16 protein-coding genes are annotated in these 19,201 nt (G+C 40.4%); 12 read left to right on the top strand and 4 right to left on the bottom strand.

Annotated features, from left to right (window positions below; genetic code table 11):
• Positions 1 to 146 precede the first annotated feature (146 nt).
• From ccmA to ED622_RS11390, 10 genes are all read left to right on the top strand, one after another.
• Entirely contained in the window at positions 147 to 761 is a 615-nt protein-coding gene (gene ccmA / locus ED622_RS19955; RefSeq protein ID WP_045102605.1) for a cytochrome c biogenesis heme-transporting ATPase CcmA, read from the top strand.
• Positions 762 to 1,430 carry a heme exporter protein CcmB gene (ccmB, locus tag ED622_RS19950; protein ID WP_045102604.1) on the top strand — a complete coding sequence of 223 codons (669 nt, stop codon included), beginning with the start codon at positions 762 to 764 and terminating at the stop codon, positions 1,428 to 1,430. It begins immediately after the preceding gene.
• Between the two features lie 42 nt (positions 1,431 to 1,472).
• The gene (locus ED622_RS11425; RefSeq protein ID WP_122034097.1) at positions 1,473 to 2,219 is read left to right on the top strand and encodes a heme ABC transporter permease; all 747 of its coding nucleotides are present in this window, start codon (positions 1,473 to 1,475) and stop codon (positions 2,217 to 2,219) included.
• Positions 2,219 to 2,425: a heme exporter protein CcmD gene (gene ccmD / locus ED622_RS11420; protein ID WP_005420294.1), complete on the top strand. Its 207-nt coding sequence runs from the start codon at positions 2,219 to 2,221 to the stop codon at positions 2,423 to 2,425. Before ED622_RS11425 ends, ccmD begins: the two co-directional genes overlap by 1 nt.
• The gene (gene ccmE / locus ED622_RS11415) at positions 2,422 to 2,907 is read left to right on the top strand and encodes a cytochrome c maturation protein CcmE (RefSeq protein WP_122034095.1); all 486 of its coding nucleotides are present in this window, start codon (positions 2,422 to 2,424) and stop codon (positions 2,905 to 2,907) included. Before ccmD ends, ccmE begins: the two co-directional genes overlap by 4 nt.
• Positions 2,904 to 4,862: a heme lyase CcmF/NrfE family subunit gene (locus tag ED622_RS11410; RefSeq protein ID WP_122034093.1), complete on the top strand. Its 1,959-nt coding sequence runs from the start codon at positions 2,904 to 2,906 to the stop codon at positions 4,860 to 4,862. The genes ccmE and ED622_RS11410 overlap by 4 nt, the downstream gene beginning before the upstream one ends.
• Positions 4,863 to 4,865: 3 nt before the next feature.
• Positions 4,866 to 5,417 carry a DsbE family thiol:disulfide interchange protein gene (locus ED622_RS11405; RefSeq protein WP_122034090.1) on the top strand — a complete coding sequence of 184 codons (552 nt, stop codon included), beginning with the start codon at positions 4,866 to 4,868 and terminating at the stop codon, positions 5,415 to 5,417.
• Entirely contained in the window at positions 5,417 to 5,932 is a 516-nt protein-coding gene (locus ED622_RS11400; RefSeq protein WP_122034088.1) for a cytochrome c-type biogenesis protein, read from the top strand. The genes ED622_RS11405 and ED622_RS11400 overlap by 1 nt, the downstream gene beginning before the upstream one ends.
• Complete coding sequence (gene ccmI / locus ED622_RS11395) at positions 5,929 to 7,143, top strand: c-type cytochrome biogenesis protein CcmI (RefSeq protein WP_122034086.1); 1,215 nt, start codon at positions 5,929 to 5,931, stop codon at positions 7,141 to 7,143. The genes ED622_RS11400 and ccmI overlap by 4 nt, the downstream gene beginning before the upstream one ends.
• Before the next feature lie 106 nt (positions 7,144 to 7,249).
• The gene (locus ED622_RS11390) at positions 7,250 to 8,035 is read left to right on the top strand and encodes an MlaA family lipoprotein (protein WP_122034083.1); all 786 of its coding nucleotides are present in this window, start codon (positions 7,250 to 7,252) and stop codon (positions 8,033 to 8,035) included.
• A gap of 82 nt (positions 8,036 to 8,117) precedes the next feature.
• Here the strand turns inward: ED622_RS11390 and ED622_RS11385 are convergent, their stop codons facing one another.
• The 3 genes from ED622_RS11385 to ED622_RS11375 all read right to left on the bottom strand — a co-directional run bounded on the left by ED622_RS11385 (position 8,118) and on the right by ED622_RS11375 (position 11,986).
• Positions 8,118 to 8,723, bottom strand: coding sequence for a DUF2238 domain-containing protein (locus ED622_RS11385; RefSeq protein ID WP_122034081.1), 606 nt, complete (start codon positions 8,721 to 8,723; stop codon positions 8,118 to 8,120).
• A gap of 163 nt (positions 8,724 to 8,886) precedes the next feature.
• On the bottom strand, positions 8,887 to 10,185 hold the full coding sequence (locus tag ED622_RS11380; RefSeq protein WP_122034079.1) for an outer membrane protein transport protein: 1,299 nt from the start codon (positions 10,183 to 10,185) through the stop codon (positions 8,887 to 8,889).
• Positions 10,186 to 10,747: 562 nt separating this feature from the next.
• Positions 10,748 to 11,986, bottom strand: coding sequence for an outer membrane protein transport protein (locus ED622_RS11375; RefSeq protein WP_122034077.1), 1,239 nt, complete (start codon positions 11,984 to 11,986; stop codon positions 10,748 to 10,750).
• An 856-nt stretch (positions 11,987 to 12,842) separates the two neighbouring features.
• On the opposite strand from ED622_RS11375, the gene fadI reads away from it, so the two are divergent.
• Both fadI and fadJ read left to right on the top strand, forming a co-directional pair.
• Positions 12,843 to 14,171 (top strand): acetyl-CoA C-acyltransferase FadI, encoded by a 1,329-nt coding sequence (gene fadI, locus ED622_RS11370; protein WP_122034075.1) that lies wholly within the window; start codon positions 12,843 to 12,845, stop codon positions 14,169 to 14,171.
• On the top strand, positions 14,171 to 16,270 hold the full coding sequence (fadJ, locus tag ED622_RS11365) for a fatty acid oxidation complex subunit alpha FadJ (protein WP_122034073.1): 2,100 nt from the start codon (positions 14,171 to 14,173) through the stop codon (positions 16,268 to 16,270). Before fadI ends, fadJ begins: the two co-directional genes overlap by 1 nt.
• A gap of 110 nt (positions 16,271 to 16,380) precedes the next feature.
• Here the strand turns inward: fadJ and ED622_RS11360 are convergent, their stop codons facing one another.
• Positions 16,381 to 19,158 carry an insulinase family protein gene (locus ED622_RS11360; protein ID WP_122034071.1) on the bottom strand — a complete coding sequence of 926 codons (2,778 nt, stop codon included), beginning with the start codon at positions 19,156 to 19,158 and terminating at the stop codon, positions 16,381 to 16,383.
• Between the last annotated feature and the right edge of the window lie 43 nt (positions 19,159 to 19,201).

The raw sequence follows: 19,201 nt of genomic DNA, 5'->3' as shown, positions 1-19,201 counted from the left end.
ATTCTTAGTGGATTTCGTGATTAAAGAATTTGAAACTAAATGACATACTTATTTACTTATCTATCTAAATAGATTTGTTTTATATCTAAGTTTCGCCGTTTTTGCTGTGCTAGAATGCCCCTAATATTTTTCAACAATAGATACTTATGCTAGAAATTCGTAACGTTACCTGTATTCGAGATGAACGCGTTCTATTTGAACAATTAAGTTTTACTATCTCTGATGGTGAGTTAATTCAGATAGAAGGGCAAAATGGCGCAGGTAAAACCACATTACTGCGTATTATTGCAGGGTTAGGTTATGCGGATGAAGGCGATATTTATTGGAATGGTGAATCGATAAAGAAAAATCGCGAAGAGTTTCATAGTGATTTACTTTTCTTAGGTCATCATACTGGTGTTAAGCGTGAATTAACGGCATTTGAAAACCTTGCATTTTATCAATCGATGCACAGCAATTATAACGAAGAAGCCATTTGGGATGCATTAGCTCGTGTGGGTTTAGCAGGACGAGAAGATGTAGCTGCAGGGCAATTATCTGCAGGTCAACAGCGTCGAGTTGCTTTAGCTCGCCTTTGGTTGAGTAACCATAAGTTATGGGTATTAGATGAACCGTTAACCGCGATTGATAAACAAGGTGTTAAAGTACTTGAACAGTTGTTTATGAGCCATGCAAAACAAGGTGGGATCGTCTTGCTGACAACGCATCAGGATCTGTTTACTGACAGTAATGAGCTTAAAAAAATCAGGTTAGGTGAATAGATGTTTGCTTCAATGACAACCATTATCCGACGTGAGTTATTAATCGCGTTTCGTCGTAAAGCCGATATTCTTAATCCGCTTTGGTTTTTTATTATCGTGATCACGCTATTTCCATTAAGTATCGGGCCTGAGCCAAATTTACTGGCGCGTATTGCTGCGGGTATTGTTTGGGTTGCTGCTTTGTTATCGGCATTATTGTCTTTAGAGCGCCTTTTTAGAGATGACTTTGCAGACGGATCCCTAGAGCAGATGATGCTAATGCCAAGTCCATTATCTATACTTGTTCTAGCTAAAGTGGTCGCGCATTGGTTATTAACCGGTCTGCCATTGATCATCATTAGCCCGTTATTAGCGGTTCTATTATCATTAGATTTTAATACATGGTTAGCCATTGTTTTGACATTGCTGCTAGGAACACCAACCTTGAGCTTTCTTGGTGCGGTTGGGGTAGCGTTAACGGTTGGTCTTCAAAAAGGAGGCGTATTATTGAGTCTTCTTATTCTTCCGTTATATATTCCAGTTCTAATTTTTGCGACATCTGCAATTGATGCTGCAAGCTTAGGTATGGCTTATAATGGCCAATTAGCGATTTTAGGTGCTCTTTTAATGGGCTCCGCAACATTGACTCCATTTGCCATTAGTTCGGCACTGCGAGTGAGTGTTCAGTAAATATAATTATAATTTTAATATTTAAGTAAGTGAGACAAACCAATGTGGAAATGGCTACATCCTTACGCTAAACCAGAAAAAGCGTATCAATTAAGTACAACACTGCTGCCATGGTTTGCGGTGATCTCTATTCTCAGTTTAACTGTAGGTACGATTTGGGGTCTTGCATTTGCCCCTTCTGATTACCAGCAAGGCGACAGTTTTAGAATTATCTATATCCATGTCCCTTCTGCTATTTTGTCGATGGGCGCTTATATGTCGATGGCGATAGCGGCATTTATTGGTTTAGTGTGGCAGTTAAAGCTTTCTGACATGGCAGCTGCAGCAATGGCTCCTGTTGGTGCAGTATTTACATTTATTGCCTTATTAACGGGTGCCGTTTGGGGTAAACCAATGTGGGGCGCATGGTGGGTATGGGATGCACGTCTAACATCTGAACTTATTCTTCTTTTCTTATACCTAGGTGTAATGGCACTATATAACGCATTTGATGATCAACGCACAGCAGCTCGTGCAGCAGGTATCCTGGCTATTGTTGGTGTGATTAACCTGCCAATTATTCACTTCTCAGTAGAGTGGTGGAATACGCTTCACCAAGGTGCAAGCATCACAAAGTTTGATAAACCTTCTATTTCTGCCGATATGTTGTGGCCTTTGTTATTAAATATCATTGGTTTTGCAACTTTCTTTGGTTCTGTGACTCTTATTCGTTTTAGGAATGAAATTTTAGCAAAAGAGAGCCACCGTCCTTGGGTTAGAGCGTTAGTTAAGAAAAAGGAATTATTGTAATGCATTTTGATACATTCAGTGATTTTTTAGCCATGGGTGGATACGCCACTTATGTGTGGGGCGCATTCGGTGCCACGTTTCTTTCATTATTTTGGATTCTATTTTCTAGCTTAGGCAAACGTCGTCAATTGCTAAAAGAGATTGAACAAAAAATGGCACGAGAAGAACGAATTAAAAAAGCAAAAACTATGGAGAACACATTATGAATCCAAGACGTAAAAAGCGCCTAGGATTGATCCTTGCTCTATTCTTTGGGGTCAGTGCAACAGTCGGCTTGATGATTTATGCATTGAATCAAAATATGGATTTATTCTATACCCCAACGGAACTCGTTAACGGTAAACCTGATGGCACTAAGCCTGAGGTTGGTCAACGTCTTCGTATTGGTGGCATGGTTGTCGCTGGCACTGTAAAGCGTGATAGCGAATCTTTAGAAGTTTCATTTAAAGTTGCCGATATTGGTCCAGAAGTTACGGTTACTTATAACGGTATTCTTCCTGACTTATTCCGTGAAGGACAAGGCATTGTAGCGCAAGGTGTTCTTGTCGATGCAACCACAGTTAAGGCTCATGAAGTACTGGCTAAGCATGATGAAGAATACATGCCGCCTGAAATTGCAGAAGCAATGAAAAAGACTCATGAACCTCTTCAATACACTGAACAACAAAAACAAGGAACAGGTCAATGATCGCAGAACTCGGTCATTTTGCCTTAATAGCTTCTTTAGGACTTTCTATCCTATTGAGTATATTGCCTTTATATGGCGCAAGCCGTGGCAATAAAGCGTTAATGCAAAGTGCAAGGCCATTGTCGTGGGGTATGTTTTTACTCCTAAGCTTATCATTCGGTATTTTAATGTGGGCTTTCTACATTAATGATTTCACACTGCAATACGTCGCAAGTAACTCAAACAGTTTACTTCCTTGGTATTACCGTTTAACGGCAGTTTGGGGCGCTCACGAAGGGTCTTTATTGCTTTGGGTTCTTATCCAAGCAGGTTGGACTGTTGCTGTTGCTACCTTTAGCCGTGGCATGCCACAAGAATCGGTTGCGCGTGTTTTAGCAGTAATGGGGTGGATTAACGTCGGTTTCTTACTGTTCATTATTCTTACATCAAATCCATTCTTGCGTACGCTACCATTCTTCCCAATTGATGGTCGTGATTTAAACCCGTTACTACAAGATCCGGGTCTAATCATTCACCCACCAATGCTATATATGGGTTATGTTGGTTTCTCGGTTGCTTTCTCTTTCGCTATCGCATCATTAATGGCAGGTCGTTTAGATACGGCTTGGGCTCGTTGGTCTCGTCCTTGGACAATCGCTGCATGGTCATTTCTAACAGTAGGTATCTCTCTAGGTTCATGGTGGGCATATTATGAACTTGGCTGGGGTGGCTGGTGGTTCTGGGATCCAGTAGAAAACGCATCATTTATGCCTTGGCTTGCTGGTACCGCATTAATGCACTCACTAGCAGTAACAGAGAAACGCGGTACGTTTAAAGCGTGGACTGTATTACTGGCGATTTTAGCATTCTCATTAAGTTTATTAGGTACGTTCCTAGTTCGTTCTGGCATTTTAGTATCAGTTCACGCCTTTGCGTCTGATCCTTCTCGTGGCATGTTCATTCTTGGTTTCCTCGTCATGGTGATCGGTGGTTCATTACTGCTGTTTGCATTAAGAGGCGCATCAGTACGAGTTCGTGGTAATTTCTCACTGTTCTCTCGTGAAAATGCATTATTAGCTAACAATATTCTATTAATGACGGCATTAGTTGTCGTTCTTGTCGGTACCTTATTACCATTAGTACATAAACAATTAGGTCTGGGTTCGGTTTCTATCGGTGCGCCATTCTTTGATATGTTATTTGCATGGTTAATGATCCCATTTGCTTTCTTAATGGGTATTGGTCCTCTGATCCGTTGGAAGCGTGACAACTTAAGTCACTTAGCAAAACGCATGGTGATTACTGGTGCGATTACGATCCCACTAGCTGCCGTCTTTATGGTTATCTTTGCTGATAGATTCCAATTCATGCCATACCTTGGCTGGATGATGTCTCTTTGGATAGTGATCTTACACGGCTTTGAATTGCATGAACGTGCTACTCACCGTCATACTTTTGCGGTAGGTCTAACTAAACTTGGTCGTAGTCACTGGGCAATGATGTTTGCACACATTGGCCTAGCTGTGAGTATTATCGGTATTGCCATGGTACAAAACTACAGCATCGAAAAAGATGTACGTTTAGCACCAGGTGAGCATATTGAAATGAACGGATATCAGTTCTACTTTGCTGGTGTGCGTGATACAGATGGTCCTAACTATGATGGTTATACCGCTGATTTTGATATCACTCTTGATGGTAAAGCGATTAATACGCTTCATGCTGAAAAACGTTTTTATGAAACTGCAGGTTCAATGATGACTGAGGCAGCGATTGATCGTGGCTTTACTCGTGATTTATACATTGCAATGGGTGAGCGTTTAGATGACAACCGTTCATGGGCTGTACGTATCTACTACAAACCATTCGTGCGTTGGATCTGGGCTGGTACATTATTTATGGCAATTGGTGGCATATTAGCATTATCTGATAAGCGCTACCGTTTCCGTAAAATAGATAAAAAACAGGAAGCTTAAATTATGAATAAGAAGTTTTTATTTGCACCATTAGCTCTGTTTTTAATTTTAGTTGCCGTGTTCGCTACTCAGTTAACTCGTAACTCAAATGGTGATGATCCAACTAAGCTAGAGTCAGTATTAGTTGGTAAGCACGTACCAGAGTTTCGTTTAGAAGATTTAGCAGAAGAAGGCAAACTGTACGACCAAAGCATTTTTAAAGGTGAGCCTTTATTGCTTAACGTATGGGCGACATGGTGTCCAACTTGTTATGCTGAACACAAATACCTAAATACCCTTGCAACTCAAGGCGTTAAAATTATTGGTATGAACTATAAAGATGATCGTGCAGGGGCAATCCAATGGCTAAGAGAGCTTGGTAACCCTTACTTGATTACTCTGTTTGATGGTGATGGCATGCTAGGCATGGATTTAGGTGTGTACGGCGCACCTGAAACCTTCTTAATCGACAGCAATGGTATCGTTCGTTACCGTCACGTTGGTGATGTCAATGATCGTAATTGGAATGAAGTATTAAAGCCAATGTATGAGCAGCTTGTTGCGGAGGCTAAATAATGAATAGTCGCTTACGTAAATGGGGACTTCGTAGCTTTGTTGCTATCGCATTGAGTTTCTTTGCGGTGCAAGCAAGTTACGCAACTATTGATCTGTATAAGTTTGATTCACCAGAACAAGAGCAGCAATTTAAAGAACTAGGCCAAACCCTGCGTTGCCCTAAGTGTCAGAACAACAATATTGCTGATTCAAGTGCTGAGCTTGCTCAAGACATGCGCCATAAAGTGTATGAAATGACCAAAGCAGGTAAATCAGATCAAGAAATTGTGGATTACATGATCGATCGCTACGGTAATTTTGTAACGTACGATCCGCCACTAACAGCAGGTACGCTGATCCTATGGTTAGGGCCATTAGGTGTGCTTGTGTTTGGTTTTGGTTTTATTGTGCTTCGTAGCCGTAAATCAAAAGTAGTAGCAGAAGATAATTCAGAAGAGTGGGATAACGAACATGAAGAACGTTTGAACGCACTATTAGATGAGAATAAAAATGAAGATGGGAAGGTAAACAAATGACTTTGTTTTGGATTTCGACCTTAGCCCTAATTTTTGTTGGTGTGGTATTTATCATTCTTCCTTTATGGAAAGCAAAAGACCAAGATGATGAAGCCCGCCGAGATGAATTGAATAAAGCCTTCTATAAAGATCGCTTAGCTGAATTGAAAGAAGAAGATGCCGAAGGCCTTGTGAATAACCAAGATGAGTTAATCACAGAGCTAAAGCAATCTTTGTTAGATGACATTCCAGCAAAAGAAAAAACTGAGCAAGATAACTTGAATGCACGATTATTTATTTTGCCTTCGATCATTATCTTTATCGTAATTTCTTATGGCTTGTACTTTAAGTTTGGCAATATCGATAAAATTGAAAAGTGGCAAGAAGTAAGTGCACGCTTACCTGAACTATCTAAGCAATTAATGAATCCTGAAGGTGTTTCTCTTAGTGATTCAGAAATGACAAACCTAACATTGGCATTACGTACTAAATTACATAATGAACCAAAAGACGCGATGGGTTGGTTCCTATTAGGTCGTATCGGTATGTCGAATCGTGATATCGATACGTCGGTAGGTGCGATGAAAAAAGCGTATGCACTAGAGCCAACAAATGTTGAGATTAAATTGGGTTATGCTCAAGCGTTAATGCTTTCGGGTGATGATGCTAAAGCGGATCAAGCTAAGAAAATGCTTAAGCAAGTACTTCGTAGTGACTCGACAAACTTACGTGCCTTATCGTTATTAGCGTTCAGCTCGTTTGAGCGTCAAGATTATAAAGGTGCAGTATCAGCATGGAAAGCAATGCAAATGCTGATTGGTCCTGATGACTCTCGTTATGAAATGTTGACTCGTAGTATTGAGCGTGCTCAATCTAAGATGAACCCTGAAGCGAGCATAGGTAAGCAAGTACCTATTACTGTTAATTTAGGCAGCAATGTAACGCTACCTTCGCAAGGTGTTGTGATTGTATCGATCCATCCTGCTGATGGTTCTGCAATGCCAGTTGCTGCGGCTCGTATACCACTTAGCCGTTTCCCGTTGAAGATCATGATGTCAGATGACAACAATATGATTGAGCAGCGTAAACTGTCTGATATGCCAAACTTTATTGTTCGAGCTCGTATCGACCAAGATGGTAACGTATCGACTAAAGAAGGCGATTGGTACGGTGAAAGTACAGTCAGCACATTAGGTGAAAATGTATCGCTTGAGATTGATAAGCAATACTAATATCTATTAACAACTGTCATACTATGACGGGCAGGAGCATTGAGCTTCTGCCCGTTTTTTTTGAATAAACTATAATAATATTAATAAAGTTAGGCGAAGGTGTATTGTGTTTAAAAGAGTATGGATATCTTGTTCGTTATTGTTCTTAATTGTTGGGTGTTCGCAAACCCCAGAACAAGATAATGAAGAGTTAGAAACAACAGAAGTCGTAGAGGTTGAATACGATGACTCTCATAGTGGTGATCCGCTAGAGGGGTTTAACCGTGTCATGTGGGATCTAAATTATGATATTTTAGACCCCTATTTAGTGCGTCCTGTCTCTGTTACTTATGTTGACTATACTCCGACCCCAGTTCGTATGGGGATAGCTAACTTCTTAGCCAATTTAGATGAGCCTTCGAGCATGATTAACAATTTAATCATGGGGAATGGCAGTGTTGCTATGGTGCATTTCAATCGATTCTGGTTAAACACCACGCTTGGTTTAGTTGGCTTAATTGATATTGCGAGTGCTGCCGAGATTAATAAACCAGACAGTAAATCTTTTGGTGATGCACTTGGTCATTATGGCGTAGGTAATGGTCCTTATTTCATGCTACCGGGTTATGGGCCTTGGACGCTGCGTGAAGCAGGGGACTTTGTTGATGGGCTGTACATGCCGCTCTCTTACCTAAACTTCTGGCAAGGCCTAGGGAAGTGGGGCTTAGAGGGCATGGAATCTCGCGTTCAATTGATTTCTCAAGAACCGATGTTAGAAGCATCACCCGATCCATACGTATTAACGCGTGATGTGTATTTACAACGTCAAGACTTTAAAGCTGAAGTTGAACCAGAAGTAGACTTAGATGCAGAAGACGATCTTGATGATTATCTCGATGAGATAGACGAATAAGAATTGGTAATAGCATCTCAGGTTTCAGGAGTCACTTTCTCCTGAAACCTGAAACCTGAAACCTGAAACCTGAAACCTGAAATTAGTCACTTTTACGTTGGATTAGCATTAATAATAAAGCACTTAATGCCCCTGCGGTATCACACAGCATATCTTTCTGCGCATCCCAAATATCCCCTTGTGATCCTAAAAAGGCAATCCCTTCTTCACCACCGGCAACTGCCGCATACCACCATTCAATAATCTCATAACCTGCAGCTACACTCATTAAGGTAAACAAACCAAATGTCATCGCGAGTGGTGCAGAGCATTTCTTGGTTTTAATTAGATATTCCGCAATAGGGTAAGCATAAAAGCCAATAGAGAAATGAGCGACGCGATCAAAGTTATTGCGCTCAGAACCGATTAAATTATTAAACCAATCAAAAGGCACATCAGCAAAGGTATATTTAGATCCAATGGTATGTAAGATAAGCCAGACAAACATTAAAACTAATGCCGTAGTACTGAACTCAAAGCGTGATGCCATGAAAAAGATACCGACTAAAATTAGTAGCGCAGGAAGAATTTCTGCAAACCAAACGGCACGAGAAACCGGATCAAAGCCTGCGAATAAAAAGACGGCACTATAGATAAGTGTAAGCAACAATAATACTGGCTGTTGTTTAAATGTATTGATGAAAGACATAGAAAATGACTCCAAATAATGGAATGTAAAGAGGTTACAAGTTGAGTGTAGCGTGATGATTTATATCGGCAAGGTCTAGTTTTTGAATGTTAGATACAGTTATAAATAAAAAAGGCCTCAATAAAGAGGCCTAATGCAATTTTGTTTATTCAGTCAGTGTTGATTAGAAGCGGTAGTTTGCTTGAACGCCGACTAACCATACGTTACCTGTTGTTTCGCCAGTGAAATCGCCACCTGCAGGTAGTGAAGCTGCGTCATCTTCATGCATTTTTGCATCTTTTGCGAAAATGTACGTAAAGCCAGCATCTAATGTTAGGTTATCAGACCATGCGTAACCTGCACCCATGCTTAACCATAAGCGGTCAGTTTCAGGGATCGTTGCAGTGCGGTGCTCTTCACTTACTGCTGATGTATCGTAAGCAACACCAGTACGTAGAGTTACTTTTTGATTCAGAGAATAAGTACCACCCAGAGCTAGACGGTAGTTGTCTTCCCAGTTTTCTTGTTTTATTTCTTGAGTTGGAGGAGTAAGAGCTGGAATATGAGCTTCTAATTTCTCAAAGCTGCTCCAATCTGTCCAGTTAAAGCTAGCATGAATTGCTACTTTATCATTTAATTGGTGATAACTAGCTAACTCAGCTGTAGCTGGTAACGCAAGTTCCATTGAGCCATTATATTTAGCGTTAGGTGCTCCTGGATTAAATGCAAACCCATTTGCTTTACCTTCTAAATTTAAAGCCACTTCAGATTTATAGCTAAAACCAATGCGGTTGGAATCGTTAATTTGCCAAGCTGTACCTACTTGCCAACCCCAAGCTTCATCAGTACCTTCCATATATTTTAGAGTTGTGCCAGCTAATGGACCTGTTTGATTTGGAGCAACAGCCCCAAAACTACCTTCAGCAATTACGTAACGAACACCACCACCAACACTGAATTGTTGGTTAATTTGATAAGCCATGTTTACGTTGATTTCTTTAGTAATAACGCTTGCTTCATTGCCAAAGTTAGTAGCTGTAAAGTCAGTTCCTAAATCAGTTTCCATACCGTAGTTAGTACCAACAGCAAAACCAATTGCTAACTGTTGGTTTACACGGTGTGATACATATAAGTTAGGAATAATTGCATCATGAGCAAAATCTTCAGACTTAGTTGTTGTATCTGGAGTACTTGGAATTGGAGATGCAGAGCCATCAGTTGAACCCTCAACATCAATATTTGGGTTTACATAAATACCACCAACAGAAACTTGAGTGCCTTCTAAGTACGTTAGCATTGCCACGTTACGCCATTGTGTGTCAGCGCCATCAGCGATAGCTGCTTCACCTGCGTATGCACGGCCTAAACCTGTTGCTGAATACTCTGCCAATTGGAAGCCTGCTGCCATAGAATTTGTGCTTGCTACTGAGCCTAATAGACCAAGTGCGATAGCAAGAGATAGGCGGTTTTTATTATTGTTCATTTAATTTTCCATATTGGTACAAGTGTACGCTGAAATTGGTGGTAATAAGTAGGAGTGGATAATACGTTTTAGAGTAAAAACTTCAAACAAAAAATTGATTTATTCGTGTTTTAAGGGCTTTTTTTTGTAAAAAACTTCAAAAATAGTGATTTTTTCTGTATTTATCTGGTCGGATGTGTTACTTGGGCGTACAGGTGTAGGTTTGAATTGGTGGTTGAGGGTATATGTGTACGCTGAAATTTTGGTGGAGGTAGGGACTAGTTTTTAGGGGTTAGGAAGAGCAGGGTTCAGATCGCTTCGCTTGCAGGTTTCAGGGGAGGGGACTGCCCATCATTTGTTGTAACCACCGCGATCACAATACTGTTCTTCCCTTTGTTGATGAATAATTGAGATCGATAAAGTAAATAGAAAGGGGAGTTAGAGGGGGGCTCTTATAGAGCGAAGCGTTCTAGTTAGCGCAGCGTATCGTTTCTAGTTTGTATAATATTATTTTTGTGTAAGTGACGATCAAAAAAGGCCAGCGTATGCTGACCTTTTGAATTTACACTTTTAAGAATAAATCTTAGAAGCTGTAGCTGTACTGAACACCGGCAAGAATTGCGTCTGCGTGTGTTGTTGCTGTTAAAGGTGCGGCAGCAGCGTTTGTTTCAGATACAGTAACATCTTTACCTAATAGATAAGTGAAGCCAAAATCAACCGTGTGTTTTTTCTGAAAGTGATAGCTGAAACCACCCGAGAACCATTGGCGATCTGAATCAGGTACAGAGATTGATGTATCTTGATCTTGTGCTGAAGTATCGTACATATAACCTGCGCGTAGTGTCCATGCATCATTTAGGAAGTAAGTACCACCAATCGCATAGTGCATGCCATCTTGCCAATTATATTCATTTAAAGTTTCACCACCTGATGTATTTAATTCATCAAATGAGCTCCAACCAATCCATTGTACAGAGTAGTGAACTGCGAACTTAGTGTCTTTGATTTCGTGGTAACCAGAAAACTCAGCCATGCTTGGTAATGGCATTAATAGTTTTTGGTTACTTATATCAGGGCTTCCTGTTGTTGCTGCCGCTGGTAAATAATACATATCTCCTTCGGCTTCAATTTCTGGGCTGTAGTGGTATGAGAAACCAAAACGGTTACGTTCATCTAACTCATAAACAGCACCAAGGTTCCAGCCAAGCCCAACACCATCAGCTTCTACATCTAAAGCTGTTTTTCCAGGTACAAGGGCTGATTCTCTTTTTAGCGTACCTGTACCTTGAACGATATCTAAACCACCACCGATGCTAAATTGTTCATTGATACGGTAAGATACAGTTAATGCATAGTTAATGCTCTTGATTTCAGTTGTACCGCCATAGATGCTTGCACCATTTGTAGCACCGAAGCTATCATCGAAGTTGTTCGTTGTTCCAAAGTTTGAATAAATACCAGCACCAAATGCCCATTGATCATTTAAACGATGAACGTAGTAGATATTTGGTACAGGAGTACCACTACTATTATTTTCGCTATCTAGGCTTTGTCCTGCATATTCAATATCAGTCACATCAATATCTGTTTTGATGTAGTTAACGCCAGTCGAGAACTGTGATGAATCGAAAAGGGCCATAGCGGCGGCGTTACGTGACATTACTGATGCGTTATCAGCGATTACTGCGTCACCAGCAAATGCGCGGCCTAGGCCTGTTGCTGATTGTGCGTTTAGTTGGAAACCTGCAGCAGTAGCTTGTTGCGTTGCAAGAGTAATGGTTGCAGCTAGAAGTGTTTTGGTAAACAAGCGCTTCTTATTCATAATTATTATATTCCATATATTGTTATTTCCTTTCAATTTTACGACTGAAAAGATTTATTTTAGTTGAGACTGAAATCTCGATGACGAGATAATAACGATCAGAGCATAGACGACAAATCCGACCACTTCTAAAAAATCATTAAAATTCGTGATCTGGTCGTGATTTGCGCGTAAATATCATCCTGAATTAACTAACTAGAGTTAAAGCTCTAGTTTTGTGGTTATTTTACTGTGTTGGGCTTCGTTTTAAACGTTTGATTTTTATGGTTAATTTTTAAAGTTGAGTGAATATTAGAGCTTGTGCTCTATATGAGGCGCTTGAGTGGGCTAAATTGTAGATAAGTTCATTATTTTTCGAAGTTTTTTAAGGGGTATGTTAATTGGTAGTGACAGGTATTTTTATGGTAATTGAATTTGGCTCAATTGATAGATTTTATCTTAAAGTAGGAAAAGAACATAAAATTGATCTATTTCAATAAATGAATTCTGAGACACGTTATAGTTGCTCTCGTTATCTGGTTGAGCAATCAACCCGTTGAGCAAGATAACATTTCCTTTTGAAGGCTGACTTTACTTTCTCCTTATCAGGTGAAACTGATTTTACAATTGGCTATATCGTTAATTGTTTTTTATTCTGACCACATCGATTGATGTGGTTTTTTTTTATCAAAATTGTCAGTTGATGACATTTTGACCGCTTCCACGCACTATCACACTAATCTTCCTAATATCCTATTTTAGTGATTAATAATCCGCCGCTCACATTTCTACTATAACGCACTTTTCAAAATTAACAAATTAGTTACAATTTGAGGTCAGACCACTAATTTAGGTTGATATTATGCAAGGAGATGCAATGTCAAACGCCAAATTTTCAAAGACCTATCAGCCACTAACGACACGACAAGGTGATCGTATTGCGGTTGTTTCAGGCATTCGAACCCCATTTGCAAAGCAATCAACCGCTTTTATTTCTACGCCTGCGGTAGACCTCGGTAAGCTTGCAGTGAAAGCCCTAATGGATAAAACAGATATCGATCCTAAGTTGATTGACCAAGTTGTCTTTGGGCAAGTGGTACAAATGCCAGAAGCGCCAAACATTGCACGTGAGATTGTATTGGGAACAGGAATGAACATCGGAACTGATGCCTACAGTGTGACTCGTGCCTGTGCGACCAGTTTTCAAACAACGGCAAACGTGGTTGAAAGTATCATGGCAGGAACCATTGATATCGGTATTGCTGGCGGGGCTGATTCATCTTCTGTTTTGCCTATTGGGGTATCAAAAAAAATGGCAGCAACTCTGCTTGCCCTCAGTAAAACCAAAACCATGAGTCAAAAACTTTCTCTTCTTCGTACCTTATCAATGAAAGACATTGCCCCTGTTCCTCCTGCTGTAGCGGAATACTCAACAGGGATTTCAATGGGACAAACCGCAGAGCAAATGGCAAAAAGTCACGGCATTACGCGTGAAGAACAAGATGCATTAGCGCACCGTTCACACTCGTTAGCCGCTAAAGCGTGGCAAGACGGGCTGATACAAGATGAAGTCATGACTGCATTTCCAGAACCGTATAAAACGTGGATAGCGCAAGATAACAATATTCGTTATGACTCTGAGCTTGCTAGTTATGCCAAGCTTCGACCTGCGTTTGATCGTAAATATGGCTCAGTGACCGCAGCCAATAGTACGCCATTAACCGATGGGGGAGCTGCGATCTTATTGATGAGTGAAAAACGTGCCAAAGAATTAGGTTATGAACCATTAGGGTATATTCGCTCTTTTGCCTTTAGCGCGATCGATGTACATAACGATATGCTAATGGGGCCATCTTATGCCACACCAATGGCACTAGATAAAGCTGGTATCTCTTTATCAGATTTAACGCTTATTGATATGCACGAAGCTTTTGCAGCTCAAACCTTGTCTAACGTAAAAATGTTTGCGTCTGATAAATTTGCCAAAGAATGTTTAGGGCGAGATAAAGCCATTGGCGAAATAGACATGGATAAATTCAATGTGCTTGGTGGTTCACTGGCTTATGGGCATCCTTTTGCAGCTACTGGAGCAAGAATGATCATTCAAACGCTGCGAGAATTAAAACGCCGCGGTGGTGGTTTTGGATTAAATACCGCATGTGCCGCCGGTGGATTAGGTGCAGCAATGGTCTTGGAGGCAGAATAATGACGGAAGAAATTAATAATAATCGTATTGAAGCAGTAGAAAACACCAGTGCATTTACTTGGTATAAAGATGATGCAAACATTGCTTGGCTGACGATTGATGTACCTAACGAAAAAATGAACACCTTAAAAGCGGCGTTTGCAGAGCAGGTTACTCAAGTCCTAAATGACATTGAAGCACAGCATTCAAGCATTAAAGGCTTAGTAATCCAATCTGGTAAAGCCGATAACTTTATTGCGGGTGCCGACATTAGCATGATAGCGGATTGCCAAAGTGCAGCAGAGGCACAAGCATTGGCTGAAAAAGGTCAGCAACTGTTCCAACGCATTGAAGATCTGCCATTTTCCACGGTTGCCGCAATTCACGGTCCTTGCTTAGGTGGCGGATTAGAGTTGGCGTTGGCGTGTGATTATCGTATCTGTAGTGATGACAATAAAACAAAATTAGGTTTACCTGAAGTGCAATTAGGCTTGCTTCCAGGTTCTGGTGGAACACAGCGATTGCCTCGATTAATCGGTTTGCTTGCAAGCTTAGATATTATTTTGACTGGTAAGCAATTAAGACCTAAAAAAGCGCTAAAACTAGGCGTTGTTAATGCGTCAGTACCACAAACTATTTTATCTCGAACGGCTGCTGAATTTGCACTAAAGAAAAAATCAAAAACAAAATTAGCCGCGAAAGAGTGGGCGATATCAAGAAACCCTATTGGCCGTAATGTGATTTTTTCTCAGGCAGAGAAACAAGCTCAGAAAAAAGCTCGTGGTAACTATCCGGCCATTGCCGCGATTTTAGATAGCATTGAACACGGTTTAGATAAAGGGATTAAAAAAGGATTACAGCGAGAAGCCGAGCAGTTCGGCAAACTTACCATGACAGAAGAATCCGCCGCACTGCGTTCATTATTTTTTGCAATGACAGAGATGAAGAAAGAGAAAGGCAGTGATGCTGAACCTAAGGTTATTCATCGAGTTGGTGTATTAGGTGGTGGATTAATGGGGGGCGGCATTGCTCATGTCTCTATTGCTAAAGCTAAAAAGAACGTCACGATAAAAGACATTAGTAACGATGGGTTACTAAACGCTTACCAATACCATTATCAGCGTCTAGATAAATTAAGAAAACGTCGAATAATCAGTAAAGCCAAATTACAGCAACAGATGCTGCAATTAACGGGCGTGACGGATTTTAGTGGGTTTAAAAAATTAGATGTGGTGGTTGAGGCTGTCTTTGAAGATCTCACTTTAAAACAAGAGATGGTGAAAGCAGTACAAGAGCAAGGAAAAGAGGACGTTATTTTCGCTACGAATACCTCTTCACTGCCAATAGGCCAAATAGCGGAAGGAGCTCAAAAGCCTGAAAACATTATCGGCTTGCACTATTTTAGCCCGGTAGAAAAAATGCCGTTGGTCGAAGTGATCCCTCATGAAACCACCAGTGATGAAACGATTTCTACCGTGGTCTCTTTAGCGAAGCAACAAGGTAAAACGCCGATAGTGGTTAAAGATTGTGCAGGCTTTTATGTAAACCGAATTTTAGCGCCTTACATGAATGAAGCGGCAAGATTACTATTAGCTGGCGAACCGATAGAAGTGATTGATGAAGCTTTACTCGACTTTGGTTTCCCTGTTGGGCCAATTTCATTATTAGACGAAGTTGGTGTGGATATTGGCGCGAAGATCATGCCTATATTAGAAGCTGAACTGGGTGATAGATTCCGCAGTCCTGATGTGTTCCAAACCTTAATTGATGATAAGCGTTTAGGTAAGAAAACCAAACGCGGATTTTATGTCTATAAAGGTAAGAAGAAAGAGCCAGATCAAGAGGTCTATTCGTTACTAAAGATAAAACCTCAATCGCAACTAACTAAAGATGAAATAGCGATGCGTTGCGTATTACCTATGTTATCTGAAGCAAAACGTTGTTTGGATGAAGGTATTATTCGCTCAGAAAGAGATGGGGATATTGGCGCTATTTTTGGGATTGGTTTCCCTCCTTTCTTAGGCGGTCCATTTACTTATATGGAAAGCCTTGGTGAAGAGAAATTAGCCGCATTGATGAAACAATACGCTGAGAAATATGGCGATCGTTTTTCTCAGTAAGAAGTTGGTAGTTCTTATTAACCGAGAGTAAGTCATCAATAGTACAAAGCCATCATAGTCGAAGGAGTATGATGGCTTTTTTTACTTAATAAAGTCGAGATTATTAAAGCTTACCCAAGGGTGATATCTTTGGCTCTAAGTTGAAACTCATCAATAGAATCAATCTCAAGACCCACATCTAGACGATCATATTGTTCGTGCTCTGTGCCTTGGCAATGCATGATCAAACGATTCGCCGTTCTTGGTTTTAAAATACCTACTACAAAGCGCAGCATTTCAGTACGAGTTAAGCTTTCTAGATTTTCTGTCACTCGTTCTTTGTGATCAAAATTTAAATCTTTATTACCAATACAAGCCCACAAACGTTGTGCGCGTCCACGCAGGTTGGTGTCTGGATCTGATATTTGGTCAATTAAGCCTTGTTTACTGCTTTGCCATTGCTCTTCATTTAACTCTAATAACACCATATAAAAGGCATTTAAAAATTCATCAATCGAATCCAATAATAGCGCTGGTGGTGCCATTGGTGATTGAACATACAAGATCAATCCTGGATGTTTATTTAGCGGTAAATTACCAGTCCCGACCATATAGCCCAATTGCTGTTTGGTTCTTATCTCATGGAAGAAAGAAGCCGACATTAAATGATTTGCTAAGGTATACAGCGCAAAACTTCGTGGATCTTCTTGTTCTGATTGATAGTAAACCAAGAGTGCAGAATCAGAATGATCACAAAATAATTCACGTTGGAATGTGCCAGAATTACCTAACATGATAAGAGGACGGAAAGACTCTTCGTAAGTTTGGTTTTGCATTCTTAGGGCATTTTGAAGCGAATCACCTAAATCAAATGCCTGTTGTTTTGACCAATCGCCATAAACAAACATCTCTACGTGTAATTCAGCAAACATCGCTTGAACAAAATTAGGAAGATCATCCGCTTCAATACTTTCTAATGCTTCAAGAAGCACAGGGTATGGAGGGTTATTTGGTTGTAAGATCCCAGATAACGCATTAAATAGCTGTGATATTGGACGTTCTTTTGATGCGTTACTCCAATGACGGATTAACTGATCTTTAATGAATTTAAAACGTTCAACACTAAACTCACGAGTGGTAAAGCGCTCTAAAATCACATCAAGCAGTAATGGTTGCTTTTGACTAAAACCAGATAAGGTGAGTGTTACACCACCTTGATGACAATAGAGGTTGTAGCCCATGCCTGCAATTTCAGCTTGGTAAGTCTGTTCACTTAACGCATCCATCAGCATCTCGACACATAAGCGAGTTTTTACAATTTTTCTTGGGTCAGAAATTGAGTGAGGGCTGTCGATAGCAATATAGACCATGCCTTTTGGTACTCGAAATTCGTCCTCTTGTTTATGCCATAAACGAAAACCGGGTAAGTCTTCGATTAAGGTTGGATATTCTGTTATTTCTTCGAGTTGCTGCGGCTCAAGATCGTAACAAATATACGGGTTTTGCTCTGGTAGATGTAACTCTGGATGTAACTCTTTGACACGCCAAGCAAGAAGTTGCTCTTGGCTAATAGGGGAGACAGAGTAAGGCGTTTGATACCATTTATCCTTACGATCATATTCTAGATCTTGAGCAACCAAAGTAATGCGCATTTTTTCTGGAGTAAATAAGCTCAGTAACTCTTTAATCTGTTGCTCATGGTAGCCTTCCATCATGTAATCAGCGTACATGACATCTTCGGCATGATAACGCTGTAAGTTCATCACCAAATGGCTAACTAAATCAAGAGGCTTACTCTTTTCTTGAAACTGAAAAGCCGATTCTAAAACCGCTTTTTTCTCGCTGTAACGCCACTCATCAAACCCTTGCTGTTTAATTAATTCAATGTATTGAAACGTGGTTTTAATTATCTCATCAGTGTGAGAAAGCCCTTTTTCTGTCAGGTTATAAGATAGAGTGAACTCTCTGAAATTACTGCCACTGACACCACCACCTGCGGTTAATGAATTGATGTAACCTAATTTTTTTAAATACAGCATTAGGCTTCCATCACCTTCATAACCAAGAAGATGACCAATGTAGTTCAATGGTTTGGTTTTATAGGAATGGTCTTGATTTGGTAAGTGAAAAGCAAGACTCAGTTTACGCACTTCTTTAAGTGGCTCGATATTAATCCAGCAACCTTGTTCTTTTTCGGTGACATAAGGAACATCAATGGCTTTATGACCAAGATTTTGGTTTGGGATCGAGGCGAAAGATTGGGTTGCTAATAGCTCTAGTTCACATAGTGGGCGATTACCAAGGACCACCGCTGTCATTAAATCAGCAGAGTAGTGTTGTTGATAAAAGGCCAGCATTTCATCACGAATCGAAGAGGTCTCGGTATCTGCTAAAGTATCAATACTGCCGACGGAGAACTTGGAAAACGGATGCGCTTGGTTGATGGTTTCTTTATGAACTTGATAAATTCGGCGTACATCGTCTTTCAGTTTTAATTTGTATTCAGAATCGACGGCTTGACGCTCTTTGTCTACCGCTTCTTCATTAAACAGAGAGGCATAAAAGAATTGCCCAAAGCGATCCAACCCTTCTTCAAAGGCATTGTGAGCTATTTCAAAGAAGAACGTTGTGTTCTCAGTGCCGGTCCATGCGTTATTTGAGCCGCCTTGTTGATTGATGAAGGCGTGAAAGTCACCGACCTTTGGGTATTTTTCAGTGCCAAGAAACAGCATGTGTTCTAAAAAATGGGCAAGACCTGGGCGATGTTCAGGATCATCAAAATGACCAACATTGACAGAAAGTGCAGCGGAAGAGCGAGGGGCTGCATCATCTTGAATAAGTAGTACGGACAGCTTGTTATCGAGTTCAATGAAACGATAATGTTTTTTATCATTAGGGCTGATATGCACAGGGTGCTCCTGTTTGAAGGCGAAAACCAACGTTATTATTCTA

Origin of the sequence: Aliivibrio sp. EL58 (assembly GCF_900312675.1) — a bacterium.
GTDB lineage: Bacteria > Pseudomonadota > Gammaproteobacteria > Enterobacterales > Vibrionaceae > Aliivibrio.
This window is presented reverse-complemented; position numbering and strand designations above follow the sequence as displayed.

What these genes read in the sequence shown, in the direction of transcription:
- ccmA (WP_045102605.1), top strand. Translation starts at nt 147, where the DNA reads ATGCTAGAAATTCGTAACGTTACCTGTATTCGAGATGAACGCGTTCTA.
- ccmB (WP_045102604.1), top strand. Translation starts at nt 762, where the DNA reads ATGTTTGCTTCAATGACAACCATTATCCGACGTGAGTTATTAATCGCG.
- ED622_RS11425 (WP_122034097.1), top strand. Translation starts at nt 1,473, where the DNA reads ATGTGGAAATGGCTACATCCTTACGCTAAACCAGAAAAAGCGTATCAA.
- ccmD (WP_005420294.1), top strand. Translation starts at nt 2,219, where the DNA reads ATGCATTTTGATACATTCAGTGATTTTTTAGCCATGGGTGGATACGCC.
- ccmE (WP_122034095.1), top strand. Translation starts at nt 2,422, where the DNA reads ATGAATCCAAGACGTAAAAAGCGCCTAGGATTGATCCTTGCTCTATTC.
- ED622_RS11410 (WP_122034093.1), top strand. Translation starts at nt 2,904, where the DNA reads ATGATCGCAGAACTCGGTCATTTTGCCTTAATAGCTTCTTTAGGACTT.
- ED622_RS11405 (WP_122034090.1), top strand. Translation starts at nt 4,866, where the DNA reads ATGAATAAGAAGTTTTTATTTGCACCATTAGCTCTGTTTTTAATTTTA.
- ED622_RS11400 (WP_122034088.1), top strand. Translation starts at nt 5,417, where the DNA reads ATGAATAGTCGCTTACGTAAATGGGGACTTCGTAGCTTTGTTGCTATC.
- ccmI (WP_122034086.1), top strand. Translation starts at nt 5,929, where the DNA reads ATGACTTTGTTTTGGATTTCGACCTTAGCCCTAATTTTTGTTGGTGTG.
- ED622_RS11385 (WP_122034081.1), bottom strand. Translation starts at nt 8,723, where the DNA reads ATGTCTTTCATCAATACATTTAAACAACAGCCAGTATTATTGTTGCTT.
- ED622_RS11380 (WP_122034079.1), bottom strand. Translation starts at nt 10,185, where the DNA reads ATGAACAATAATAAAAACCGCCTATCTCTTGCTATCGCACTTGGTCTA.
- ED622_RS11375 (WP_122034077.1), bottom strand. Translation starts at nt 11,986, where the DNA reads ATGAATAAGAAGCGCTTGTTTACCAAAACACTTCTAGCTGCAACCATT.
- fadI (WP_122034075.1), top strand. Translation starts at nt 12,843, where the DNA reads ATGTCAAACGCCAAATTTTCAAAGACCTATCAGCCACTAACGACACGA.
- fadJ (WP_122034073.1), top strand. Translation starts at nt 14,171, where the DNA reads ATGACGGAAGAAATTAATAATAATCGTATTGAAGCAGTAGAAAACACC.